Genomic DNA, 22,043 nt, shown 5'->3' with positions numbered 1-22,043 from the left:
GCAATGGATTGAGTCTGTCTACTATCGAGCCATGGTGAGGAGAGGAAGCAGCTCATGACGGAGCTTCAGGAACGGCTGGCCACCGGCAAGGGCAAGTTCACGCCGCACTACCCGGATCTCGGAACCGACCCCGTCTCGTACGACGACTGCATATCGCCGGAGTTCTTCGAGGCGGAGCGCGAGGCGGTCTTCCGGCGGTCCTGGCTGTACGTCGGCCGCTCGGAACAGCTCAACCGGCGCGGCGCGTACTTCACCCGCGAACTCCCGGGAAATCTGGCGTCGATCGTGGTCACCCGCGGCGCCGACGACCAGGTGCACGCGTTCCACAACGTCTGTGCGCACCGCGGGAACAAGGTCGTCTGGCAGGAGCACCCCCAGGAGGAGAGCTCCGGGCTGTGCCGGCAGTTCCACTGCAAGTACCACGGCTGGCGTTACGGGCTCGACGGCCAGGTCACGCACGTCACGAACGAGCAGGAGTTCTTCGACCTGGACAAGAAGCGCTTGCGGATGCCCCCGGTGCACTGCGAGGAGTTCGCCGGGTTCGTCTTCGTCAACCTCGCCGAGGACCCGGTCCCGCTGCGCAGCTATCTCGGCGAGCGCCTCCTCGAACTGGAGGAGTACCCCTTCGAGAAGCTGACCCAGCGCTACGGCTTCCGCGCGCACATCCGCGGCAACTGGAAGCTCGCAGTGGACTCGGTGTGCGAGTGGTACCACCCGCCGTACGTGCACGCCCGCTTCATCGACAAGGACGTCTCCAAGGCCGAGAAACTCGTGCCGCCCGTGGACGCCTACCACTACGACCTGTTCACCCCGCACATGCTCACCTCGGTGCCCGGGCCGCCCCCGCTGCCGCCCCGTGAGCCGGGCGCCCTCGGTCCCGCGTCCAACGACCAGAAGTGGGTCTACCGCCTCTTTCGCGCCGGACTCTTCGGACCCGACGACGTACCCGACCTGGGGCCGCTCCCCGAGTTCCTGAACAAGGGGAACATCCGCTCGTGGGGCAACGACCAGTTCTGGCTGTTCCCCAACCTCTCCGTGCAGATCTGGGCCCGCGGCTTCTACATCACGTACACGTACTGGCCCGAGAGCGTCGACTCGCACATCTACGACATCGACCTGTACTTCGCCCCGCCCCGCAACGCGCAGGACCGGCTGGCGCAGGAACTCGTCGTGGACAGCACCATCGAGTTCGCCATGCAGGACGTGAACACGATCGAGGCCACGCACTCCGGCCTGGCGAGCCGAGCCAACCGGCAGTTCCACCTCAGCGACCAGGAACTGCTCATCCGGCACTTCCACAAGACCGTCCGCGACACCGTGGCCGCGCACCGGCCGGGGACCGAGAAGGGCGAAGGCCGATGACCACGACGACCCAGCAGCTCCCCGAAGGGTTCGCCGAGCTCGAACCGTACCTCGCCGACTGGGCCCGGCCGACCCGCCAGGAGAGGTACGCCATGCGCCTGTCGAAGACGATGGAGGAGCTCGGCGCGTTCTACTACGCGATCGCCCCGCGGGCCGAGGAGGCGATCACCCACCTCGACGCCATGGACCTGAACGCCCTCCCGGAGCCGGAACTGCGACTGTTGCGCCTGCTCTACTCGATGATCATCGTCTCGTACGCGGTGAACGTCTTCGAGCAGCCGCGCATCCCGGACGCGGGCGCGGCCTTCTTCGACACGCTCGTCGAGCCGGCCGTATGAGGAGGCGAGGGCACGGAGGGGAGCACCGCCCGATCGCCGTCGGCCTGCCAGTACCCTCACGCTGATGAATGCCCAGACCCTCGCCGACATCGATCTGCCGCGGTCCCAGACCGGCGCCAACCCGCAGCACCTGATCCTCGGGTTGTTCACCGACTACTGGTTCGCCACCGACGACTCCCTGCCCTCGGCCGCCCTCGTCGCGCTGCTCGGCGACTTCGGCATCACGCCGGTCAGCGCCCGCGCGGCCATCGGCAGGCTGGCGCGCCGCGGAGTCCTCGATGCGCGCAAGGAAGGACGCCGGACCTTCTACCGGATGATGCCGGGCGCCGCGCGCGCACTGGAGCAGACGCAGCGCCGCGTGGTGGACTTCGGGGCGGCCGACCGGCCCTGGGACGGCCTGTGGACCACGGTCGTCTTCTCCGTCCCCGACGACCAGCGCGAGGTACGGCACGCCATCCGCCGACGCCTCGGCTTCCTCGGGTACGCCGCCGTGTACGACGGGGTGTGGATGTCGCCCCACGCCGATCACGAGCAGACCGTCGAAATCCTTCAGAGCGTCGGGGTGCGCAGTGCCACGGTGCTGCGCTCCACGCTCACCCACGCGCAGGGCGACGGCGACCCGTTGGGAGCCTGGGACCTCGACGCCATCCAGGCCGCGTACCAGGACTTCATCACCGAGTACACCCCCCTGCTCGCCCGGGTCACCGGCGGGCAGGTGGGTTCCGCCGAAGCGCTGGTGGCCCGCACCACGGTCAAGGACGTCTGGCGCGAGATGGTCGGCATCGATCCCGAACTGCCGGCCAACCTGCTCCCCGACGGGTGGCCCGCCCGTGCGGCGCGCGCCGTGTTCGTCCAGATCTACGACACCCTGGGGCCGCTCGCCGAGGTCCGCGTCCGTCAGCTCCTCGCGGAACACGACCCGGAGCTCGCGGCGCAGGTCGGGCACCGCACCACGACCCACACGCCGACATGATCACGTGATCACCGCAAGGAGCTGAGAATCCATGACCGATGCCGTGGGCCGTCTCGCCGGGAAGGTCGCCGTCGTCACCGGCGCCGGATCGGGGATCGGCAGGGCGACAGCCGTGCTGTTCGCCGAGGAGGGTGCCAAGGTCGTCTGCGCCGACCGCAGCGGTGAACAGCACGCCGTGGCCAAGGAGATCGGTGACGCCGCCCTGGCCGTCGACGTCGACGTGTCGGTCGCGGCCGACGTACGGCGAATGATCGGTACGGCGGAGAGCCACTTCGGCCGGCTGGACGTGCTGTTCAACAACGCCGGCTTCGGCGGCCCCCGCAAGCCGCTCGTGGAACAGGAGGAGGCCACCTTCGACGATGTCATCGCGGTCAACCTCAAGGGTGTCTTCCTCGGCATGAAGTACGGGATCGCCGCCATGCTGCGCACCGGCGGCGGATCCGTGGTGAACACCGCCTCGTCCGCCGCCCTCGTCGGCTGGAAGAAGCACTCCCTCTACGCCGCGGCCAAGGGCGGGGTCGTCCAGATGACGAAGTCCGCGGCTCTCGACTACGCGACGCAGGGCATACGCGTCAACGCCGTCTGCCCCGGCATGACGTGGACGGCACTGGCCGGTGCGACGAAGGAGACCCCCGTACCGCCGGCCGACGCGGTCATGAAGGTCCAGCCCATGCACCGCTGGGGTCTGCCGTCCGAGCTGGCCGCAGCGGTGCTCTTCCTCGCGAGCGACGAGGCGTCGTTCGTCACCGGGGTGGCGTTGCCGGTCGACGGCGGCTACGTGGCCTGACGCGGCGCCGGGTCACGTGCGCTGAGACAGCTTGCCGAAGTCCCAGCTCGCGATCTTCTCCGGGCGGACGCGCAGCCAACCGTGCCGGCCGTCGTAGCGGAACTCGCCACCCATGTATTTCTCCCCGAAGAGCCTCTCGGGGACGGTGAGTTCATCCAGGGGAGCGCCCTTGCGCGGCGCTTCACCGACGACCTCGGCGCTCCCCTGAAGCTCGATCCCGCGCAGGCGCAGGAAGTCCGCGCCTCCGTCGTCGACGATCACGCTGATCCGCGGATCACGTTCGAGGTCGGCCCAACGCTGACTGCGGGTGAGGGAGTTGAGCCACAGTGCGGTCCCGTCCCATACGAACCACAGGGCGCTGGTGTGTGGGCGCCCGCTCGGGCCGACCGTCGCGACCCGGCAGAGCGGCTGCGACCGCAGGAAGGCGTCCCTCTCTCCCTCGGTCATGGCGATCGCGGTTCCCCTGCGCTGCCCGGACATGAACCCTCCCGATGACTCCGTGGACCGATCGCTCGCCGCCAAGATCACCGACCGCCGTTCGGCAGGTCCCGGGGCACCCAGTTCGGATCGCGTTTCTCCATGAACGCCCGCATCCCTTCCCGGGGTTCGGGTGATTCCTCGAGCGCCCAGAACATCGTCTGGTAGTCGAAGAACCCGTAGCGCTCGTTGAGCATGCGCTTGACGTGCATCCGGGCCATCGGCGGGGTGCGCAGGACCTCGCGCGCCGCCTCCAGCGCCGCCTCGCGGAGCGTCTCGTGGGGGACGACGCGCGCGACGACGCCCAGGCGCTGTGCCTCGGCCGCGTCGAAGCGGCGCGCCGAGAGCATCAGGTCACGGGCCACCGCGAGGCCCACGTGGGCGGGCAGCGCCGCGGCGAACGTGGCGTCGGGGATGCCCCGCAGCAGCTCCGGTACCCGGAAGGTGGCCCGGTCACTGGCGACGGCGATGTCGGCCATCATCGCGATCAGCAGGCCTCCGGCCTGGCAGATGCCGTTGACCGCCGCGATCACCGGGGCCCGGCTCTCCCGGATCGTGAGGAACGGCAGGAACTCGTGCCCGATGTCCGGGGGAGCGGTGTCCCCCGGCTGGGACCGGCCGCCCAGATCGCCGCCCGGGGCGAACACGTCACCCGTGCCCGTGATGACGAGAGCCGCCAGGTCCGGATCGGCGTTGACCAGACGGACGGCCCGCTTGATGCCGAAGTACATGGCCGGGGTCAAGGCGTTGCGCGCCTCCGGACGGTCGATGTGGCACCAGGCGATGACGCCGTCCCGTTCGAAGCGCAGCCCGGCCGCGCCCAGATCGTCTCCCACTCGCCCGCTCCTTCCAGTTGGTAGTTGGTCACCGAGGAGGCCGCGCCGTGGTGAGGCGCGTCCGCAGTTCGACGAGGACGTCGGCGGTGAGCCCCGCCCGTTCCGTCAGAAATCCCTCGACCGAGCCGTGTCGGGCCCGCAGGCCTGCGAGCACGGTCGCCATGGCGTGCCGGGGCCCCGAACACCGCGCGGTAGTGCGCGGCGTCGATGCCCGCGGCCTCGAGCTTCGGCCGGAGCCTCGGCATTCGCTGCGGTCCTTGCCATGCCGGCAGTGGAACAGCGCGGGCAGACCGTCGGGCTCGGTGAGGTGGGTGAGGATTCTGCCGAAGACCGGGGCGTGCGCCTCCAGCAGACTCTCGTACACCGGTACTCCTTCCCACGGTTGCGCCGGTGTGCCGCTCAGGTGACCGCGCCCGCCGCCTTCAGCGCGAGGATGCGATCCCAGTCCATGCCGAGTTCGAGCAGGATCTGCTCGGTGTGGGCGGCGAATTCCGGCGCGGGTTCCAGTTCGAGGGGTGCGGTATCGAACTGGACCGGGCTTGCGACCAGTTCGAGGTCTCCGGCCCGGGTGACGAACTTGTTGGCGCGCACCTGCACGTCGTCCCCGACCTGGACGGAGTCCTGGACGGGCGCCCAGGGGCCGGAGAGGGTGACGAAGCGCTCCGCCCACTCCGCGAGCGGCCGGGAGACGATCGTCTCGCGCAGCAGCTCCACCGCCTCCGCGGTGTGCTTGCTGATCAGTTCGGCGGTCGCGAAGCGCGGGTCGTCGGCGAGTTCGGGCCGGTCGATGTGCCGGCACACGTCCGCCCAGTACCTCTCGGGCTGCAGCATGACGAACGACAGGTGGCGGTCGTCGGCCGTGCGGTAGATGCCGCTGAGCGGGTTGGCCATCGCGTTGGGACCGCCGGGCCGGGCCATCACCCACGGCTTCTTCTGCGCCCGCGCCAGCGCGATGCCGTGACCCATCGCCCACACACCACTGCTGAGCAGGGACACGTCCACGACGGAACCCTCCCCGGTGCGTTCCCGCCGCAGCAGGGCGGCGGCGACCCCGCCCGCCAGGTTCGTACCGGAGATCGTGTCCCCGTACGCGGGCACCGGCAGCGGGATGATGCCGTCCAGGCCTTCCGGGGTGATGCTGGCGGCGGCCGAGGAGCGCGCCCAGAAGGCCGTCATGTCGTAGCCGCCCTTGTCGGACTCCGGGCCGTTCGGGCCGAACGCGGAGCCGCGGGCATAGACGATGTCCGGCTTGACGGTACGGATGTCGTCGGGCTCGATGCCGAACTTGCGCCGTGCCGCCGGCAGGAAGCTGGTGAGGAACACATCGGCACCGGCGACCAGTTCGCGCAGCACCGCCATGCCCTCGGGTTTGGAGATGTCCAGGCCCAGGCTGCGCTTGCCGCGGTTGGCGTGCTCGATGTTGGGGTTGGGGTCGCCCTCCTCGATGACGAACGCGCCCGTGCGGCGCAGCCCGCGCTGCGGATCGCCGTGCACGGCGTGCTCGATCTTGACGACGTCCGCGCCCCAGTCTGCGAGCACGGCGCCGGCCGCCGGGACGAAGCCGTACATGGCGACCTCGATGACGCGGATACCTTCCAGAGGCTTCATGCCGGCGCTCCGAACGTCTTGGTCTCCAGGAACTCCGCGAGCCCTTCGAGCCCGTACTCCCGGCCGATGCCGGACTGCTTGTAGCCGCCGAAGGGGCTGTCGGGCGCGAAGTAGTTGCCCCCGTTGATACTGAAGGTGCCGCTGCGGATGCGCCGGGCCACGTTCACCGACCGCTCCTCGGACGCGGAGAAAACGGCGCCGGACAGGCCGTACGCCGAGTTGTTGGCGATCCGCACCGCGTCGTCCTCCTCGTCGTACGGGATGACGGACAGGACGGGTCCGAAGACCTCCTCCTGGGCGATCTCGCTGTCCGGGTCCACGCCGGCGAGGAGCGTCGGCTTGTAGAAGAAGCCGGGGTCGACGCGCTCGCCGCCGCACACCAGCTTCGCCCCGTCCGCGACGGCGCGCCGCACCAGCGCGTCCACCTTGTCGCGCTGCCGCTCGCTGATGAGCGGGCCCATGTATGTGGCCGGGTCGGCCGGGTCGCCGACGGGGATGCGGGCCAGGCCCTGGGCGACCATCTCGACGACCTCGTCGTGCCGCTCCCGGGGAACGAGCAGGCGGGTGCAGATGGCGCAGCCCTGTCCGGCGTGGCTGCACGACATGAAGGAGGCCATCATCGAAGCCGTCCGGAAGTCGGCGTCGTCCAGGAGCACCATGGCGGACTTGCCACCGAGTTCGAGGAAGACGCGCTTGACCGTCTCGGACGCGGCCGCCATGATGCGCCGCCCGGTGGCCGTCGAGCCCGTGAACGTGACCACGTCGACGTCCGGGTGCGTGGTCATCACCTCGCCGGCCGCCGCGCCCGAGGAGGACAGGACATTGACCACGCCGGCCGGGATGTCGGTGTGCTCGGCGATCAGTTCGCCCAGGAAGAGGGTGACCAGCGGGGCGTCCGGGGCGCCCTTCAGGACGACGGTGCAGCCAGCGGCGAGGGCGGGGGCGAGCTTCGCCAGGCCGATCTGGTTCGGGTAGTTGTACGGGATGATCGCGGAGACGACGCCGGCCGCCTCCTTCTCGACCCAGCGGCGGTGCCGCCCTCCCCGGACCTCGACGACGCCGAGGTCCCGGCTGAACTCAAAGGCCGGCAGCAGGTCCGCGTACCAGCGGACGGTGGCGATCGGCTCCTCCAGCTGTGCTCCCGCGGTGAGTTGGTGCGGGGCGCCGACCTCCTCGATGGTCAGGGCCCGCAGTTCCTCCTTGTGGTCGACCAGCGCCCGGTGCAGCTGGTCGAGGCAGCGCACACGGAAGTCCCGGTCCGTGGCCCATACCGTGGTGTCGAAGGCGCGGCGGGCAGCGACGACGGCGGCCTCGGCCTCGGCGGGACCCGCATCCGGGGCGTGCCCCAGGACGGCGCCCGTGGCCGGATTGAGGGAGGCGAACGTGGTCTTGGCGCCGGTGAGTCGGCCGTCTATCAGAAGCCGCCGGTCGGGGGCTGGGTCGGTCATGGGCTCTACGCCTTCCTGCGTCGTTGCCGGAGTCGTGATTGCGGGAGTCGTGGTCGTACCGAGTGATGGGTTCGGGGCCCTCAGACCTTGCGGGTGATGCCGCCGTCGACGCGGATGATCGCGCCGGTGGTGAAGCTGGACGCGTTCGAGGCGAGGTGCACGGCCAGCGGTCCCACTTCCTCGGGGCGGCCCATGCGGCCCAGCGGTACGAACGGGGCGTCGTCCGGATCCTCGGGCCGCCAGGCGCGCGAGAGGTCGGTGACGAAGGGGCCCGGCAGGATCGCGTTGACCCGCACCTTCGGCGCGTACGCGTCCGCGAGGCCGACGGTGAGCGCGTTGAGGCCCGCCTTCGCGCAGGCGTAGGGGAGTTCGCGTGTGCTGGCGGTGAGCGAGCCCGCCGTACCGACGTTGATGACCGAGCCGCCGTCGTGTTCCGCCATGTAGGTCGCGGCCCGCACCGCGAGCCGGAACGGCCCCTTCAGGTTCACGCCCAGGGTCTTGTCGTACAGCTCCTCGCTGATGTCGTCGAGGCTCCGGTACGTGGGCGACATGCCCGCGTTGTTGACCAGCACGTCGAGTCGGCCGAACCGGTCGAGCGTCTCGTCGACGAGCCGGTCGCAGTCGTCCCAGTGGCCCGCGTGGAAGGCGATGGCCGCGGCGCGGCGTCCCGTCTCCTTGCTGATCTCGGCGGCAGCCGCCTCACAGGCGTCGGGTTTGCGGGAGGCGATCACGACGTCGGCCCCCGCCTCGGCCAGGGCCTGGGCGATGGCCCGCCCGATGCCCCGGGAGCCTCCGGTCACGACGGCGGCCTTGCCGGTCAGGTCATGGAGTGAGGCCAAGGTGTCCACAGGTGCTGCTCCCACGGTGAGATTCGTCAGTACGGGTGTGCGTAGCGCGGTCCAGGGCGGGCGGCGGCTCAGTCGGCCACCCGCACGACGACCTTGCCGATCGCCTTGCCGTCCGCCACGCACCGCAGGGCCGCCGCCGTGTCCGCGAGCGCGAACTCCGCGCCGATGTACGGCCGTACGGTGCCCGCGGCGAACAGTTCGCGCAGTCGCGCCTCGTTCGCCGTGAACTCCTCGGGCAGGTGCGCGGCCAGGTCGCGCAGCTGGAAGCCGGTCACGTTGACGCCCTTCAACAGGACGAGGTTCAGCGGGAGTCGGGGGATGCCCGCGGCGAAGCCGATGCTCACGAACCGGCCGCCCCAGCGCACCGACCGCAGCGCCGGTTCCGCGAGGTCGCCCCCGACCGGGTCGAGGACCACGTCCGCCCCGGCGGGCAGCGCCTCCTTCAGCGCGGCCCGCAGGCTGCCGCCGTGCCGGTGGTCGATCAGTACCGCGGCGCCCTCGGCCTCGGCGGCCTCCAGCTTCCGAGGTGACGACGCCACCGCCGTGACCCGGGCGCCGGCCAGCGCCCCCAACTGCACGGCGGCCAGGCCCACTCCGCCGCCGGCGCCGAGGACCACCAGCTCCTGACCCGCGCGCAGCCGGGCCACCGTGTGCAGGGCGTGGTAGGCCGTGCGGTGCGCCACGCCGAACGCGGCCGCCACCCGGTCCTCCACCCCGTCAGGGACGGGGGAGAGGGACCGGGCGGAGGCCACCGCCACTTCGGCGAACGCGCCGACCAGGCCGGTGCCGCACACGCGGTCGCCGACCCGCACCCCGCTCACGTCGTCGGCGACCTCCTCGACCACCCCGGCGAACTCGCTGCCCGGCACGAACGGCGGCTCGGCCCGGATCTGGTACTCCCCGGCGACCAGCAGTACATCGGGGAAGTTGACCGCGGCCGCGCCGACCCGCACCCGCACCTGGCCCGCGGCCAAAGCGGGCGGGGACACGTCGGCGAGGCGGACGATCTCCGGCGGCCCGTACGACGGACACTGCGCGGCCTTCATCGGATCAGCACCCCCGCCACACGGGCGCGCGCTTCTCCATGAACGCCACCGCGCCCTCCTTCGCGTCCTCGCTGGTGAAGACGCGATGCTGCAACTCCTGCTGCCGGGCCGCCGCGCGCTCGGGATCGGTGATCGTCAGCCGTACGAGTTCCTTGGCGGCGGCGAGCCCCAGGGGTGCGTTGGCCGCGATCCGCCCGGCCAGCTCCAGGGCTGCGGGCAGCACCTGGTCCGCGTCCACCACGGAGTTGACCAGCCCGATCTGCCGGGCGCGCGCCGCGTCCACCGCGTCCCCCGTCAGCACCAGCTCAAGGGCGGTCGCGAGGGGGATCCGGGTGCCGAGCGCGGCGCCGCCCCCCGCCGGGAACAGGCCCCGCTTGACCTCCGGGAACCCGAACGTCGCCGCCGCCGACGCCACGACGACGTCGCAGGCCAGCAGCAGCTCCATACCGCCGCCGAGCGCCGTGCCGTTGGCGGCGCCCACCACCGGGACCGTGCTCCCGCCGTCCAGGAACCGCTGATACGCGGCCCTTCCCTCGTCGGCGCCGAGCACCGTCTGCTCACCGCGAGAAAAGGCCCGCAGGTCCATGCCCGGGCAGAAGACCCGGTCACCGGAGCCGGTGACGACCACCGCCCGGAGGTCCGGATCGTTCTCCGCGTCCAGCAGGGCCTGCCCCAGGGCGGACATCAGCTCCGGGGTCAGCGCGTTGCGGGCCTTCGGCCGGTTCAGCCGGGCCACCAGGACGTTGCCGTTCCGTTCCCGTACGAGGATGTCCTCGCTGTCCTGTGTGCTCATCCCCGGTACCTCGTCGTCTCGGCAAGGTCGGCGGCCTCGCGCATCACTTTCAGGATGATCGGGCCGTACGCCTGGAGCTTCGGGTCGTCGCCGGCCCGCTGGAACCCCTGCTCCAGGACGATGGCGAGCTTCCACTTGGCCAGCACGCAGTAGTAGTCGATGTCGTCGACCTGACGGCCCGACGTCTGCGCGTACCGGGCCAGGAGTTCGTCGCGCGAGGGCATGCCGGTGAGGTCGACGTAGCCGGAGGTGGCGGCTTCGGGCGACGAGGTGTCCTCGGGCCAGGTGTGGATCATCCAGGCCAGGTCCAGCTTGGGGTCGCCGACGGTGCCCATCTCCCAGTCGACGACCGCGGCGAGCCGGGCCGGGGCGCCGTGTTCGAACATCACGTTGGCGAACTGGTAGTCGCCGTGCATCAGACCCGGCACGTAGTCCAGCGGCTTGTGGGCGCGCAGCCAGGCCGACGCCTCGTCGAGCCCCGGGATCTCACGGCCCTTGATGCGCTCCAGGAACCGCGTCCAGCGGTCCACCTGCCGCTCGTGGAAACCGTCGGGGCGGCCGAGGTCGGAAAGGCCGCGGGCCTGCCAGTCGACCTTCGACAACAGAGCGATACCGTCGGCGAGTTGCTCCGCGAGGCCACGGCGGGCCGACAGGTCGCTGCCGAACGGCTCCGGCCACTTCTTGTCCTTCATGTTCATCGGCGACCAGCCGTCGACGAACCCCATCAGATAGAACGTGCGACCGAGCACCGATGGGTCCGTGCACACCGCGACCGCCGGGGTGTGCGGCACGTCCGTGCCCTCCAGTGCCTCGATGATGCGCCACTCGCGGTGGATGCCCTTGTCCCGGTCGGCGGGGGCGGTGGGCGGCGGGATGCGCAGTGCGCAGTGCAGGGGGCCGCGGCGGATCTCGTAGATCTCGTTCTGGGTTCCGCCGGAGAGGTAGGCGTGCTCCACGGGTTCGCCCTTGCCGGGCAGATCGAGACCGTCCAGCCAGGTCGCGAGACGTTCGGTGTCGATCACAGATTTCCCATTTCTTGATCGAGAGGGCTCAGGTCGAGGTGCGCGGCGAACTTGGCGCGTGCGGCCTCCAGACGGGAGGGCAGATGGCCGGTCGGCCATATCCCCTCGGTGGCCCGGTGGTCACGCAGGACCTGGCGGGCGACGGTGACCTTGTGGACCTCGGTGGGACCGTCGGCCATGCCCATCACCCCGGCGCCCGTCATCATGCGCTGGAACGGCATCTCGTTGCTCATGCCGAGCGCCCCGTGGACCTGCGCCGCGCGCTGCGCGATGTCGTGCAATACCTGCGGCATGACGACCTTGACGGCGGCGATGTCCTTGCGGACCTTCTTGTAGTCGTTGTGCTTGTCGATCGACCAGGCGACGTACAGCACGAACAGCCGGAATTGGGTGAGCTGCGCGTACGAGTCGGCGATGTAGCCCTGCACGAACTGCTTGTCCGCGAGCACCCCGTCCCGGGTACGGCGGCTCAGCGCCCGCTCGCACATCATGTCCAGGGCCTTCTTCGCCTGCCCGATGGTGCGCATCGCGTGATGCACCCGGCCCCCGCCGAGCCGCGTCTGGGCGATCACGAACGCCTGCCCCGGACCGCCGAGCACCGCGTCGGCGGGCACCCGCACGTCGTCGTAGTGGATGAGGGCGTGTGAACCACCGCCCATTGGCTCGTCGCCCAGGCCCACGTTCCGCTCGATGCGGATGCCCGGGGTGTCGGAGGGCACGAGGAACATCGACATGCCCTTGTACGGGCCGGCCTGCGGGTCCGTCACCGCCATCACGATGAAGAAGGCCGCGGTGCGGGCGTTGGAGGAGAAGAACTTCCAGCCGTTGATCACCCAGCCGTCGCCGTCGCGTTCCGCGCGCGTCTCGAAGAGCGCCGGGTCGGCCCCCGCCTGCGGCTCGGTCATCGAGTAGCAGGAGAAGACCTCACCGTCGAGCAGCGGCCGCAGATAGCGTTCCTTCTGCTCCTCGGTACCGTAGTGGGCGATGATCTCGGCGTTCCCGGTGTCCGGTGCCTGGCAGCCGAAGATGATCGGCGCCCACTCGGAGCGGCCCAGGATCTCGTTGAGCAGGGCCAGCCTGAGCTGCCCGTAGCCCTCGCCGCCGAGTTCGGGGCCGAGGTGAGCGGCCCACAGGCGACGACGCCGTACCTCCTCCTTCAACGGCTCGATGATCTTGCGGAGGTCGGCGTCGGGCGGGGTGAACTGCAGTCCGTGGAAGGCCAGATCGAGGGGTTCCACCTCCTCGCGAACGAAGGTGTCGGCCCAGTCCAGCAGTTCCTGGAACTCGGGTTCCGTCTCGAAGTCCCATGCCATCTTTCGGTTACTCCTTCTCGGGGTCGAGCGGCGCACCCATCCGCTCCAGTGCGGCCCGGGCCGTGCCGAGTACGGCCTCGGCGGTGTCGTCGTGGCGTGTGTCGGGAGCGTCGGCCAGGGCGCTCATCAGGCGGACGTCCTTGGCGAGCAGCGCGCCCGCCAGGTTGCCCATCCGGCTCGGGTCGCCGCCCGCTGCCGCGAGCCGGCCGAGCGCGAAGCTGGCGGCGCTGCCGTGGCCCGCGACCTCGGCCAGCCGTTCGGGGGCCACACCGAGCCTGCGGCCGAGGTCCAGGGCGCTCGCGGCGATCCCGAAGTTGGCGGTGAACAGGACGTTGTTGAGGAGTTTGGCGACCTGGCCCGAGCCCAGCGGGCCCAGGTGGACGACCGGGTCGCCGTACGCCTCGAAGACCGGACGGCAGCGCTCCACAGCCTCGCTCTCGCCGCCCGCCATCACCAGGAGCCGCCCCGCGGCGGCAGCCGGGCCGCCGCCGCTGACGGGGGCGTCCACCACGTGCACGCCACGCCGGGCGGCGAGCGCGCCCAGGCGGCGGCAGGTGTCCGGGTGGACCGTGCTGTGCACGGCGAGTACCGCGCCGGGCCGCAGCCCCGCGAGCACCCCCGACTCGCCGAGAACCACGCCCTCGACGTCGGTGTCGGCCACCACGCACACCCCCACCACGTCGCAGGACGCGGCCAACTCCGCCGGGGAGGAGGCGAGTTCGGCCTTTGTCGACGCGAACGGCTCCAGTGACGCGCGGCGGCGCGCCCACAGGGTCAGGGGCAGCCCGGCATCCAGGATGCGATGGGCCATCGGGGCGCCCTGGCTACCCAGGCCGATGAATCCGGCGCGTGTCACAGAACCTCCAGAAAATCTCAGGGAATCAGGCCTTGCCCGATCGCTCCGGCTTCTTCGGCCGCCAGAACGTCGCCAGCAGTCCGGCCGTCGCGACGATGCCCACACCGAGCGCCACGCCGCCGCCCGTCCAGCCGGTCACCTCGACATCGAGCGCCGCGTCGAGGGACCAGGGGCCCGGGCCCAGCGTGGCCAGGGACAGACAGGCCACGGCCAGGACGAGGACGTACTCGTATCCGTCCTTGAAGACGAAGAAGCCGTTGCCGCGATGGGCGAGCAGCCCCGCGACGAGCATCACCGACACCACCGCCGCACAGGCCAGCGGCGTCAACAGCCCTGCGGCCAGGAGCGCTCCGGCGCCGATCTCGGTAGCCACGCTCATCCATGCCTGCAGCCGCCCGTTGCGCAGGCCCAGGCCTTCGAACCAGCCGGCGGTGCCCGCGATCCTGCCACCGCCGCGCCAGTGGTTGAGGCCGTGCACCACCATCGTCGCGCCGATGACCAGGCGCAGCAGCAGTACGGCGAACGCCTCCGCCCCGGTCATACGTTTCCTCCCTTCGCGGAGCCGCGCGTCCGCAGCACCGCGCATTCCTCGGCGAACGACAGGACCCGCAGGTGGTAGGCGCGGGCAGCGAGGCCCAGGCTCAAGTTGTGTCCGGCACCCCCCTGTTCATTGGCCCGCACCCAGGGTGACGCGGTGAACAGACCGGTGATCTCGGCGAGCGCCGCAGGACCGGACTCCCAGACCTTCTCGTGATCTCCGAGGCTGAACTCGACCGGGATCCGTACGCGGGCGGCGAGTGCGGCGAAGTCGTGCTCGATCCAGGCGCGCGCCGCACTCTCGTAGAGAGGGGAGTCCGAGGCGATGTGGGGCGTGTTCCAGACGTCCTCGGCATAGAGCGCGGCGGGACCCCACAGGGTCTCGCGCATCGAGGTGGGCCGTCGGCCGGCGCGGCGGATGGCCTCGGCGGCCTCCAGGGCGTGGACGGTGTCGGGGTCGTGCCGCAGTCCCGCCCCCGCGATCTCCAGGCCGAGCAGTTGCCGCCCCCGGGGATCGGCCGCCATGCGCACCGCCAGCTCGCACCCGGCTGAGTGTGCTGCGAGGAACACGCCTTGTCCGCATGGCAGTCGGGTCAGGAGCCGGTCCAGCGCCGCGTACGTGATGTCGACGCGCCGCGCCGGATCGTGGAAGTCGTCGCCGTGCGGTGCCGAGGCGCCGTAGCCCGGCCGGTCCAGGGCGATGACGGTGTAACCGAGGGCCGCTCCGGTCCGCAGCAAGGACAGCTCGGGGCGACCGGGGCAGTCGAAGTAGACCGAGGTGGTGCCACCGCCGTGCAGGGCAAGGAGCACCGCGCGGGGCGACGGCGCCGCGCAGACGCGCGCCGAGAACGGTATCCCGTCCACCCGCGTGGTGGCGGTGTGCACGGTCGGAGCGAACTCGTCTTCGGGGGCCGCCTCCAGACGGCCGGGCACCGTCATGCGCCCGCCCTCAGCAGCAGGACGCCGCTGGGCGTGAGACCGCCCGAGCTGACCACGGCGGTGCGGGCGCCGGCGATCTGTCGGGCCCCGCCCTCGCCGCGCAACTGGGTGATCGCCTCGCGGATCAGGCCCATGCCGTGGGTGCGGCCGTGGGACAGCTGTCCGCCGTGCGGATTGACGGGCAGGACGCCGTCGCGGGCGATGTTCTTGCCGCCCTGCAGGAAGTCCTTGGCCTCACCGATGCCGCAGAAGCCCAACGCCTCTATCCAGGACAGGCAGTTGATGGTGAACCCGTCGTACAGCAGCGCCACGTCGACGTCGTCGGGACCCAGATCCGTGCGGGTCCACAGATGGGCGGCCTGCGCCAGGACCTGCGGCTCGTGCGTGGCGGTGGACTGGTCCCACTCCAGGCGCTCGATCAGCTGCGTGCCCACCGCCTCCACGAGCACCGGCGGCTTCGGCAGGTCCCGCGCGGCGTCGACCGCCGACACCACCACCGCGATCGACGCGTCGCACGGCACGTCGCAGTCGTACAGGCCGAGCGGGGTGGTGATGGTGCGGGCCGACAGGTAGTCGTCCATGGTGAGCGGCTCGCGGTAGATCGCCTCGGGGTTGAGCGCGGCATTGGCACGCTGGTTGAGGGCGATCCAGCCGAGGGACTCCCGGGTGGTGCCGTACTCGTGGAAGTGGCGCTGGGCGTTCTGCGCGAGGGCGTGCGGCGCCAAGGCGCCGAACGGGGCGCGCCACTCGGCGCCGTCCGTCACCCGGTCCGGGCTTGTCACGGTGCGCCTGCCGTCGCGGATCTGCTGGGCGTGCGTGGCCTCCCACACGGTGCGAAAACACAGCACGTGCCGGGCCAGGCCGCCCGCGACGGCGAGCATCGCGGCGATGACGGAGCCGGCCGGACCGAAGGTCTCGGTGCCGCCGTTGTGCCAGGTGGGGCGGATACCGAGGGCGCTCTCCACGGCGGCCACCCCGCCCTCGCCGAACCCCGCGGTGATCCCGGCTCCGGGGTAGCCGGCGAGGCCGTCGATGTCGTCCATCGTCAGACCGGCGTCCGCGACGGCCTGCTCGCACGCCTCGACGGTGAGGGCGAGCGGCGGCAGACCGAGCCGGCGCCCGATCCGGGAAGCACCGGCGCCGGTGAGGGCCGCTTTGTGCTCGAACCTTTCGGAGCTGACCGGGGGTCGTACGAGGGCCGCGACGCGTTCCGGTCCCGGGTCGTCCGGTGGCAGCGCGGCGGGCTCGGCCGGCTGCTCGGCGCACGGCCGGAACAACGGCAGCCACACGTCCTCGATCTGCTCGAAGACGACCTCCACCCGCATGCCGAGCCGGAGTGCGGACGGCTCGCAGCCGACGATGCTGGTGGTGAGCCGCACCCGTGGGTCCTCGTCGACCGCCACCCGGGCCACCACGTACGGCGTCTGCAGACCGGGCACCGAGAAGCGTTCGTTGACGGTGAACGAGATCAGGGTGCCCGTTCCGGCGACGTCCGTGACGGTCAGCCCATGGCCCCGGCAGTGCCGGCACACCGGCTGCGGTGGGTGGATCAGGGCGGAGCAGGCCTCGCACTTCTGGAAGCGGAGGCGGCCGTCCGCGCCGGACGTCCAGAAGAACTCGTTCTCCTCCGTCAGCAGGGGCAGGGGGCGCCGGGCCACAGATGTCTCCTCACGATGCACGATGTGCTTCCCCCGCCGCGGTGCGGGCGGGGGAGGATGGTTCGCAGCCGCGCGCCGGGTGCCGCCAAGGGCTGCCCGGCGCGCGGCAGGCTCAGCGGATGTCGGCCCGTGCGGCGCGCGTGGTCACCGGGGCGGCCAACCCCTTTTCCTCACAGGCCCGTTGGAGCTTCTCCAAGGTCTCCTTCAGGCCCGGTCCCTGCCGTGTTCCCGGTGTGAAGACGGCGGGCAGGTGCCGCATGCCGTTGATGACGCCGATCGAGTCGTAGTGCACGGCGCCCTGCGGATCGCACACGTAGTCCGGCATCCGGTCCAGGACATGGGTGAGCATCCGCTTGAACACGACCCGCGCCACGTTGGAGCCGATGCAGCGGTGGATGCCGAGGCCGAACGCCTGGTGCCGGTTTCCCTTGCGCTCCAGGTCGACCGAGTTCGGGGCGTCGAAGACCGACGGATCACGGTTGGCCATCGCCCACGACAGCCAGATCCGGTCGCCCTCCCTGAAGTCCTGGCCCGCCATCTCGCAGTCCACCGCGACGGTACGGGCGTCACCGACGGCCGGGGTGAAGTACCGCAGGAACTCCTCCGTCGCCGAGTCGAGGAGCCTGTCCCGCTCCCGGCTCAGCCGTTCCCGTTCCGTCGGGTGCTGCGAGAGCCACTCCAGCGAACGCGCCGTCAGCGCGGTGGTCGTGTCGAAGCCGCCGCCGATCAGCAGCGCGAGGACCCCGACCAGCTCGGCGTCCGACGGCGCCGAACCACCGACGTTCGCGTTGAGCACCGCGTCCACCAGACCGGGCCGCGGATCGGCACGGACGGCGTGCAGCTGCCGGCCGATGTCCTGGATCATCGCCATGTGCAGCTCGCGCACCCGCGCCATCTCCGGCGAGTTGGGGTGGGTGTAGACCCCCGCGTGCGCGGGCTCGTTGTAGATCTCCCAGTTCTGCAGCGGGATCCCCATCATGGCCAGCGTGAACACCGCCGGCACCGGATTGGCGAGATTCTCGATGAAGTCGATCCGGCCCGACTCGATCCGCTCGTCGAGACAGGCGCGGATCAGCTCGTCCAGGAACGGGATCCAGCGCTGTATCGCCGCGGGCGAGAGATACGGATTGAGGGCCTGCCGGTAATAGCGCTGTTCCGGCGGGTCCATCTCCAGGAACCCGCCCCGCATGCCCTTGCCGCGGGTCGGGGCCGGGATGCTGATGCCCTGGTAGCCGCGGCGCTCGTCGTTGACGTCGTGGTCGTTGGAGAGCCTGTCGGCGGACCGGGCGATCTCGAAGACCTCCTGGTGCCCCGCGGCCACGAAGTGTCCACCGTGGGTGTCGGACCAGGCGACCGGGCAGCGGCTCTGCATCTCCTCGGTGATCTCGACGAACCGTTCCCGGTAGTCGGGGGCGTGGCGGTCGAACGCGTAGCGGGGGTTCTTGCGCTCCTCTTCCCCGGGCGCGTCGGGGGCGTCGTGTGCATTCACGGTGGTGCCTCCTTCCTCCCTTGCGGCGGGTCTGTCAGCCCGCGGTGTCGGTGAGGGATATGGCCCGTTCCGGGCAGGTGCGCGCGGCCTCGGCGGCGGCCGCCTCCTCGCCGGACGGCACGTCCTCGCTGATGGGCGAGGAGTGGCCGTCGATCTCACTGAGCTGGAACACCTTCGGCGCGATCATGGCGCACAGGGTGTGGCCCTGGCAGCGGTTCTGGTCCACGCTGACCTTCATGAACAGCCCCTTCCTTTCTCGGTCTCGGCGACCGGTCAGCGGCGCCAGTCGTACCACTTGAGGTAGCCGCCGGCGTCCACCCGCAACTGCACCCCGGTGATGTACCGAGCCTCGTCCGAGGCGAGGAACAGCACCGCGTTGCTGATGTCGACCGGCTCCACGAACGAGATGGGCATCGCCTGCTGGACGGCGAAGGCGGGCTCGGCGTCCTGCCGGGTCGGGTGCTCCAGGTCCGGGCGGAAGGACCGGTACATCGGCTCGCTCTGCAGCATCTGGGTGTTGACATTCGTGGGGTGTATGACGTTCGCCCGCTGCTTCAACGGGGCGAGATTCCGGGCGAGTTCGTGCATGTACTCGGCCAGCGCCCGCTTGGCGTAGGCGTATCCGGCGCCGCCCGGGTTGGAGCCGGGGTTCTCCACGATGCCGTGCTCCATGAGGGCGGCCGTGGACGCGGTGGCGATCACCGAGGCGCCCTCGCGCAGATGCGGCAGGCACGCCTGGATGGCGTTGATGCTGCCGACCAGGTCGACGTCGACCGCGTCCGCCCAGGCCTGCAGCGCAGGGGTGCCGTGCAGGGGCGCGATCCCGGCCTGCGCCACGACCACGTCGATCCCGCCGAGCTCCGCCACCGCGCGTCCCGCGGCGTCCCGCATGGCCTCCATGGAGCGGACATCGGCCTGGATCGCGAGTACGCGGCGGCCCTGTGCCTCCACCAGGCGTGCCGTCTCCTTGAGGTCGTCCGGTGTGGCCATCGGGTAGTCGACCGTCTCGTAGTCACGACACAGGTCGATCGCGACGATGTCGGCGCCCTCCTCCGCGAGACGCACCGCGTGGCTGCGCCCCTGACCGCGTGCCGCGCCGGTGATGAACGCGACCTTGCCCTCGACCCGTCCCATGCCGCTTCCCCTTGTCGTCGTCCTACGTCGTTGGTGGTGTGCCGAACCCGGCTTGCCGGTCACGCGTCTGTGCCGACCCCCGCGCGGCCCAGCGCCGCGAGCGCCGGCTCCAGGGCGCCGAGTCGCGCGCCGAGACCGTCCGCGACCTGCCGGACGACCTCGACGTCCTTGTCCAGGAACTCCCGTACGTCGGTGACGAATCGGTCCGCCGACCCGCGCGAGGCCACCCCCGCCAGGGCGCGGCTCGCCGAACTGCCGTGCCCGAGCGCTGCCAGCAGCACCGTCTCGTCCACCCCGAGGTCCCGGCCGAGCCGCGCGGCCTCCGCGACCAGCCCGATCTGCGCCGCGAACAGCGCGTTGTTCACGAGCTTCACGCGCTGTCCCGCGCCCACCGGGCCGACCGGCAGCACCGGGTCCGCGTACGCCGCCAGCACGGGCCGCAGTCGCTCGACGGTGGCTTCGTCGCCGCCCGCGAAGACGGTCAGCCGACCCGCCGCGATGTCGTGTGGCCCTCCGCTCACCGGCGCGTCGAGCACGGTGATGCCGCGTGGGGCGGCCCGCTCGGCGATCTCCTGGAGCGTCCGCGGGTTCGCCGTGGTGTGGACGACCAGCGCCGCGCCGTCCGGCAGCGTGTCGAGGAGCCCGCTGTCGAGGCAGACCTCGCGCACCTGCCGGTCGGTGAACACGCACACCAGGACGGCGTCGGCCTCCTCGGCGGCGTCCTCGACGCGACCGAGGGCGACGGCGCCTTCCCCGGTCAGGGCCGTGCGCCGGTCCGGCGTGCGGCCCACGGCGCGCACCTCGTGTCCGGCCGCCACCAGGCGGCGCACCATGGGCAGCCCCATGCGTCCCGCACCGGCGAATCCCAGCCGCTTCACGGGTGATTCGTGAGCCACAAGAATCTCCCTCCCGTTTCACGAGAACAGTAATCTCGCCATCGGAGCTGTGGAAGGTGTCGTTCGGGACTTTCTCCAGGCGTTCCTATGGGCCCGCGTGGCGCGCCCTTGGGTCGCGGATGGGGAGTACGTCCTGTTGCCCACAGAGGGCGAGAATCATATTCTCTCTGAATGAAAACCAGAGATGCGATCGGGTGCGTGGTCCGGATCAACGGCAGCGCCCGGAGCTGAGGCACGGCGGAGGGGATCTCGGATGACGGTCCGTCACGACCACTGGATCGACGGCAAGCCGGCCGTACCCGCCCTCGGCGGCTATCTGCCGCTCCGCGACCCGGCCACCCGCCGTGCGGGGGACGACGTGGCGGCCGGCTCGTCCCACGATGTGGAACGGGCCGTCGCCGCCGCGGTCGCCGCACAGCCCGCCTGGGCCCGGCAGCCGACCCTCGAACGGTCCCGGATCCTGCACCGGATCGCCGACGCGATCGAGGCGCACGCCGAGGAGTTCGCGGTGCTGGAGCGCTCCTGCACCGGCAAGGTGGAGACGCAGCTGGCCACGGAAGTCGCCATGTCCGCCGCGTATTTCCGCTACTACGCCGGAGTGCTGCCGGCCTTCCACGGCCGAACCGTCGACCAGGGCGCCGGCACGCTCACGTACACCCGGCTCGAACCCTTCGGGGTCGTCGGTGTGATCACCCCCTGGAACCTGCCGCTCAACCAGGCCTGCCGGGCGCTGGCCCCCGCCCTCGCCGCGGGCAACGCCGTGGTGGCCAAGCCCTCCGAACACACCCCCCTCAGTACGCTGTTCCTCGCCCGCCTCGCCTCCGCGGCCGGACTCCCGGACGGCGTGCTCGACGTCGTCTCCGGTACGGGCGCGGACGCGGGGACTCCGCTGGCCGCCCACCCGGACGTTCGGCGCGTCGCCTTCACCGGCTCGGTGCCCGTCGGCCGCCACCTGGCGGCCGTCGCCGCCGACCGGCTGATCCCGCTCACCCTCGAACTCGGCGGCAAGTCACCGCTTGTGGTCTTCGCCGACGCCGACCTCGACCGGGCGGTCGCCGCCGCGGTCTCGGCCCTCGCCTCCAACGCCGGGCAGGTCTGCTCGGCCACCACCAGGCTGCTCGTCGAGGAATCCGTCCACGACGAGGTCGTCGCCCGGATCGCCGAGCGCGCCGAACGGCTCGTGCCCGGCACCGACTTCGGGCCGATGATCACCGAGGCACAGTACGACAAGGTCCTCGACCACTTCGCCAAGGCCGGCGCCGAGGGAGCCGTCCCGGTGTGCGGCGGTGGCGCGTTCGACGACGGTCCTGCCGCCCAGGGGCAGTACATCCGCCCCACCGTCTATGCCCGCGTCGAACCGGATCTGGGCATCGCCCGGGAGGAGGTCTTCGGGCCCGTCCTGGTGACCCAGCCGTTCACCGGTGAGGCCGAGGCGCTCGCCCTCGCCAACGACACTCCCTACGGCCTGGTGGCCCATGTATGGAGCGGCGACACGGCCCGCGGGCTCCGGCTGGCCGAGGGCATCGAGGCGGGACAGATCTCGGTCAACGGCGGCCCGCTGACCATCGAGACGCCGTTCGGCGGCTTCAAGCAGAGCGGCTACGGCAGGGAGAAGGGGTTCGAGGCCCTCCACGAATACACGCAGGCCAAGACCGTCAGTGTCGGCCTGTCGTCCTGACGCCG

The 22,043-nt window shown here is 71.1% G+C and carries 23 protein-coding genes; 5 read left to right on the top strand and 18 right to left on the bottom strand.

The genetic code is table 11. The features are described from left to right. Window positions 1-54: 54 nt before the first annotated feature. The 4 genes from ABT114_RS43395 (at window position 55) to ABT114_RS43380 (ending at window position 3,460) form a co-directional block, all read left to right on the top strand. A complete protein-coding gene (locus ABT114_RS43395; protein ID WP_351150767.1) occupies window positions 55-1,362 on the top strand; it encodes an aromatic ring-hydroxylating oxygenase subunit alpha in 1,308 nt (435 codons plus the stop codon). Further along, window positions 1,359-1,700 carry a hypothetical protein gene (locus ABT114_RS43390; RefSeq protein ID WP_351150764.1) on the top strand — a complete coding sequence of 114 codons (342 nt, stop codon included), beginning with the start codon at window positions 1,359-1,361 and terminating at the stop codon, window positions 1,698-1,700. The genes ABT114_RS43395 and ABT114_RS43390 overlap by 4 nt, the downstream gene beginning before the upstream one ends. 64 nt (window positions 1,701-1,764) lie before the next feature. Next, on the top strand, window positions 1,765-2,673 hold the full coding sequence (locus ABT114_RS43385) for a PaaX family transcriptional regulator (RefSeq protein ID WP_351150762.1): 909 nt from the start codon (window positions 1,765-1,767) through the stop codon (window positions 2,671-2,673). 31 nt (window positions 2,674-2,704) lie between these two features. Beyond that, complete coding sequence (locus ABT114_RS43380) at window positions 2,705-3,460, top strand: SDR family NAD(P)-dependent oxidoreductase (RefSeq protein WP_351150759.1); 756 nt, start codon at window positions 2,705-2,707, stop codon at window positions 3,458-3,460. Window positions 3,461-3,472: 12 nt separating this feature from the next. Here ABT114_RS43380 and ABT114_RS43375 read toward each other — a convergent pair whose 3' ends face one another. The 18 genes from ABT114_RS43375 to ABT114_RS43290 all read right to left on the bottom strand — a co-directional run bounded on the left by ABT114_RS43375 (window position 3,473) and on the right by ABT114_RS43290 (window position 20,360). Beyond that, window positions 3,473-3,940, bottom strand: a complete 468-nt coding sequence (locus ABT114_RS43375; RefSeq protein WP_351150756.1) for a pyridoxamine 5'-phosphate oxidase family protein — start codon at window positions 3,938-3,940, stop codon at window positions 3,473-3,475. A 44-nt stretch (window positions 3,941-3,984) separates the two neighbouring features. After that, window positions 3,985-4,773 (bottom strand): enoyl-CoA hydratase/isomerase family protein, encoded by a 789-nt coding sequence (locus tag ABT114_RS43370; protein WP_351150754.1) that lies wholly within the window; start codon window positions 4,771-4,773, stop codon window positions 3,985-3,987. A gap of 28 nt (window positions 4,774-4,801) precedes the next feature. After that, window positions 4,802-5,137 (bottom strand): tyrosine-protein phosphatase, encoded by a 336-nt coding sequence (locus ABT114_RS43365; protein ID WP_351150751.1) that lies wholly within the window; start codon window positions 5,135-5,137, stop codon window positions 4,802-4,804. A 35-nt stretch (window positions 5,138-5,172) separates the two neighbouring features. After that, window positions 5,173-6,381 (bottom strand): CaiB/BaiF CoA transferase family protein, encoded by a 1,209-nt coding sequence (locus ABT114_RS43360; protein ID WP_351150748.1) that lies wholly within the window; start codon window positions 6,379-6,381, stop codon window positions 5,173-5,175. Next, complete coding sequence (locus ABT114_RS43355) at window positions 6,378-7,829, bottom strand: aldehyde dehydrogenase family protein (RefSeq protein WP_351150746.1); 1,452 nt, start codon at window positions 7,827-7,829, stop codon at window positions 6,378-6,380. Before ABT114_RS43355 ends, ABT114_RS43360 begins: the two co-directional genes overlap by 4 nt. 80 nt (window positions 7,830-7,909) lie before the next feature. Continuing rightward, entirely contained in the window at window positions 7,910-8,677 is a 768-nt protein-coding gene (locus ABT114_RS43350) for an SDR family NAD(P)-dependent oxidoreductase (protein ID WP_351150743.1), read from the bottom strand. A gap of 68 nt (window positions 8,678-8,745) precedes the next feature. Further along, window positions 8,746-9,723, bottom strand: a complete 978-nt coding sequence (locus tag ABT114_RS43345) for an NADPH:quinone oxidoreductase family protein (protein WP_351150741.1) — start codon at window positions 9,721-9,723, stop codon at window positions 8,746-8,748. A gap of 4 nt (window positions 9,724-9,727) precedes the next feature. Further along, complete coding sequence (locus ABT114_RS43340; RefSeq protein ID WP_351150738.1) at window positions 9,728-10,516, bottom strand: enoyl-CoA hydratase-related protein; 789 nt, start codon at window positions 10,514-10,516, stop codon at window positions 9,728-9,730. Continuing rightward, window positions 10,513-11,538: a phosphotransferase family protein gene (locus ABT114_RS43335; RefSeq protein ID WP_351150735.1), complete on the bottom strand. Its 1,026-nt coding sequence runs from the start codon at window positions 11,536-11,538 to the stop codon at window positions 10,513-10,515. Before ABT114_RS43335 ends, ABT114_RS43340 begins: the two co-directional genes overlap by 4 nt. Beyond that, a complete protein-coding gene (locus tag ABT114_RS43330) occupies window positions 11,535-12,851 on the bottom strand; it encodes an acyl-CoA dehydrogenase family protein (RefSeq protein WP_351150733.1) in 1,317 nt (438 codons plus the stop codon). Before ABT114_RS43330 ends, ABT114_RS43335 begins: the two co-directional genes overlap by 4 nt. A gap of 7 nt (window positions 12,852-12,858) precedes the next feature. After that, window positions 12,859-13,707 (bottom strand): NAD(P)-dependent oxidoreductase, encoded by an 849-nt coding sequence (locus ABT114_RS43325; RefSeq protein WP_351150730.1) that lies wholly within the window; start codon window positions 13,705-13,707, stop codon window positions 12,859-12,861. Window positions 13,708-13,732: 25 nt separating this feature from the next. Further along, entirely contained in the window at window positions 13,733-14,248 is a 516-nt protein-coding gene (locus ABT114_RS43320; RefSeq protein WP_351150728.1) for a DoxX family protein, read from the bottom strand. Further along, window positions 14,245-15,183, bottom strand: a complete 939-nt coding sequence (locus ABT114_RS43315; protein ID WP_351150725.1) for an alpha/beta hydrolase — start codon at window positions 15,181-15,183, stop codon at window positions 14,245-14,247. Before ABT114_RS43315 ends, ABT114_RS43320 begins: the two co-directional genes overlap by 4 nt. Then, entirely contained in the window at window positions 15,180-16,841 is a 1,662-nt protein-coding gene (locus ABT114_RS43310) for a thiolase C-terminal domain-containing protein (protein WP_351150722.1), read from the bottom strand. The genes ABT114_RS43315 and ABT114_RS43310 overlap by 4 nt, the downstream gene beginning before the upstream one ends. A 112-nt stretch (window positions 16,842-16,953) precedes the next feature. After that, window positions 16,954-18,330 carry a cytochrome P450 gene (locus ABT114_RS43305; RefSeq protein WP_351150719.1) on the bottom strand — a complete coding sequence of 459 codons (1,377 nt, stop codon included), beginning with the start codon at window positions 18,328-18,330 and terminating at the stop codon, window positions 16,954-16,956. Between the two features lie 34 nt (window positions 18,331-18,364). Continuing rightward, window positions 18,365-18,568, bottom strand: coding sequence for a ferredoxin (locus ABT114_RS43300; protein WP_351150716.1), 204 nt, complete (start codon window positions 18,566-18,568; stop codon window positions 18,365-18,367). Window positions 18,569-18,603: 35 nt separating this feature from the next. Next, the gene (locus ABT114_RS43295) at window positions 18,604-19,464 is read right to left on the bottom strand and encodes a mycofactocin-coupled SDR family oxidoreductase (protein ID WP_351150714.1); all 861 of its coding nucleotides are present in this window, start codon (window positions 19,462-19,464) and stop codon (window positions 18,604-18,606) included. 59 nt (window positions 19,465-19,523) lie between these two features. Further along, window positions 19,524-20,360, bottom strand: coding sequence for an NAD(P)-dependent oxidoreductase (locus ABT114_RS43290; RefSeq protein WP_351150711.1), 837 nt, complete (start codon window positions 20,358-20,360; stop codon window positions 19,524-19,526). Window positions 20,361-20,613: 253 nt separating this feature from the next. Between ABT114_RS43290 and ABT114_RS43285 the strand changes: the two genes are divergently transcribed. Next, window positions 20,614-22,038 carry an aldehyde dehydrogenase family protein gene (locus tag ABT114_RS43285; RefSeq protein WP_351150708.1) on the top strand — a complete coding sequence of 475 codons (1,425 nt, stop codon included), beginning with the start codon at window positions 20,614-20,616 and terminating at the stop codon, window positions 22,036-22,038. Window positions 22,039-22,043 lie beyond the last annotated feature (5 nt).

This window comes from Streptomyces sp. NPDC002088, from assembly GCF_040296605.1.
Lineage (GTDB): Bacteria > Actinomycetota > Actinomycetes > Streptomycetales > Streptomycetaceae > Streptomyces.
This window is presented reverse-complemented; position numbering and strand designations above follow the sequence as displayed.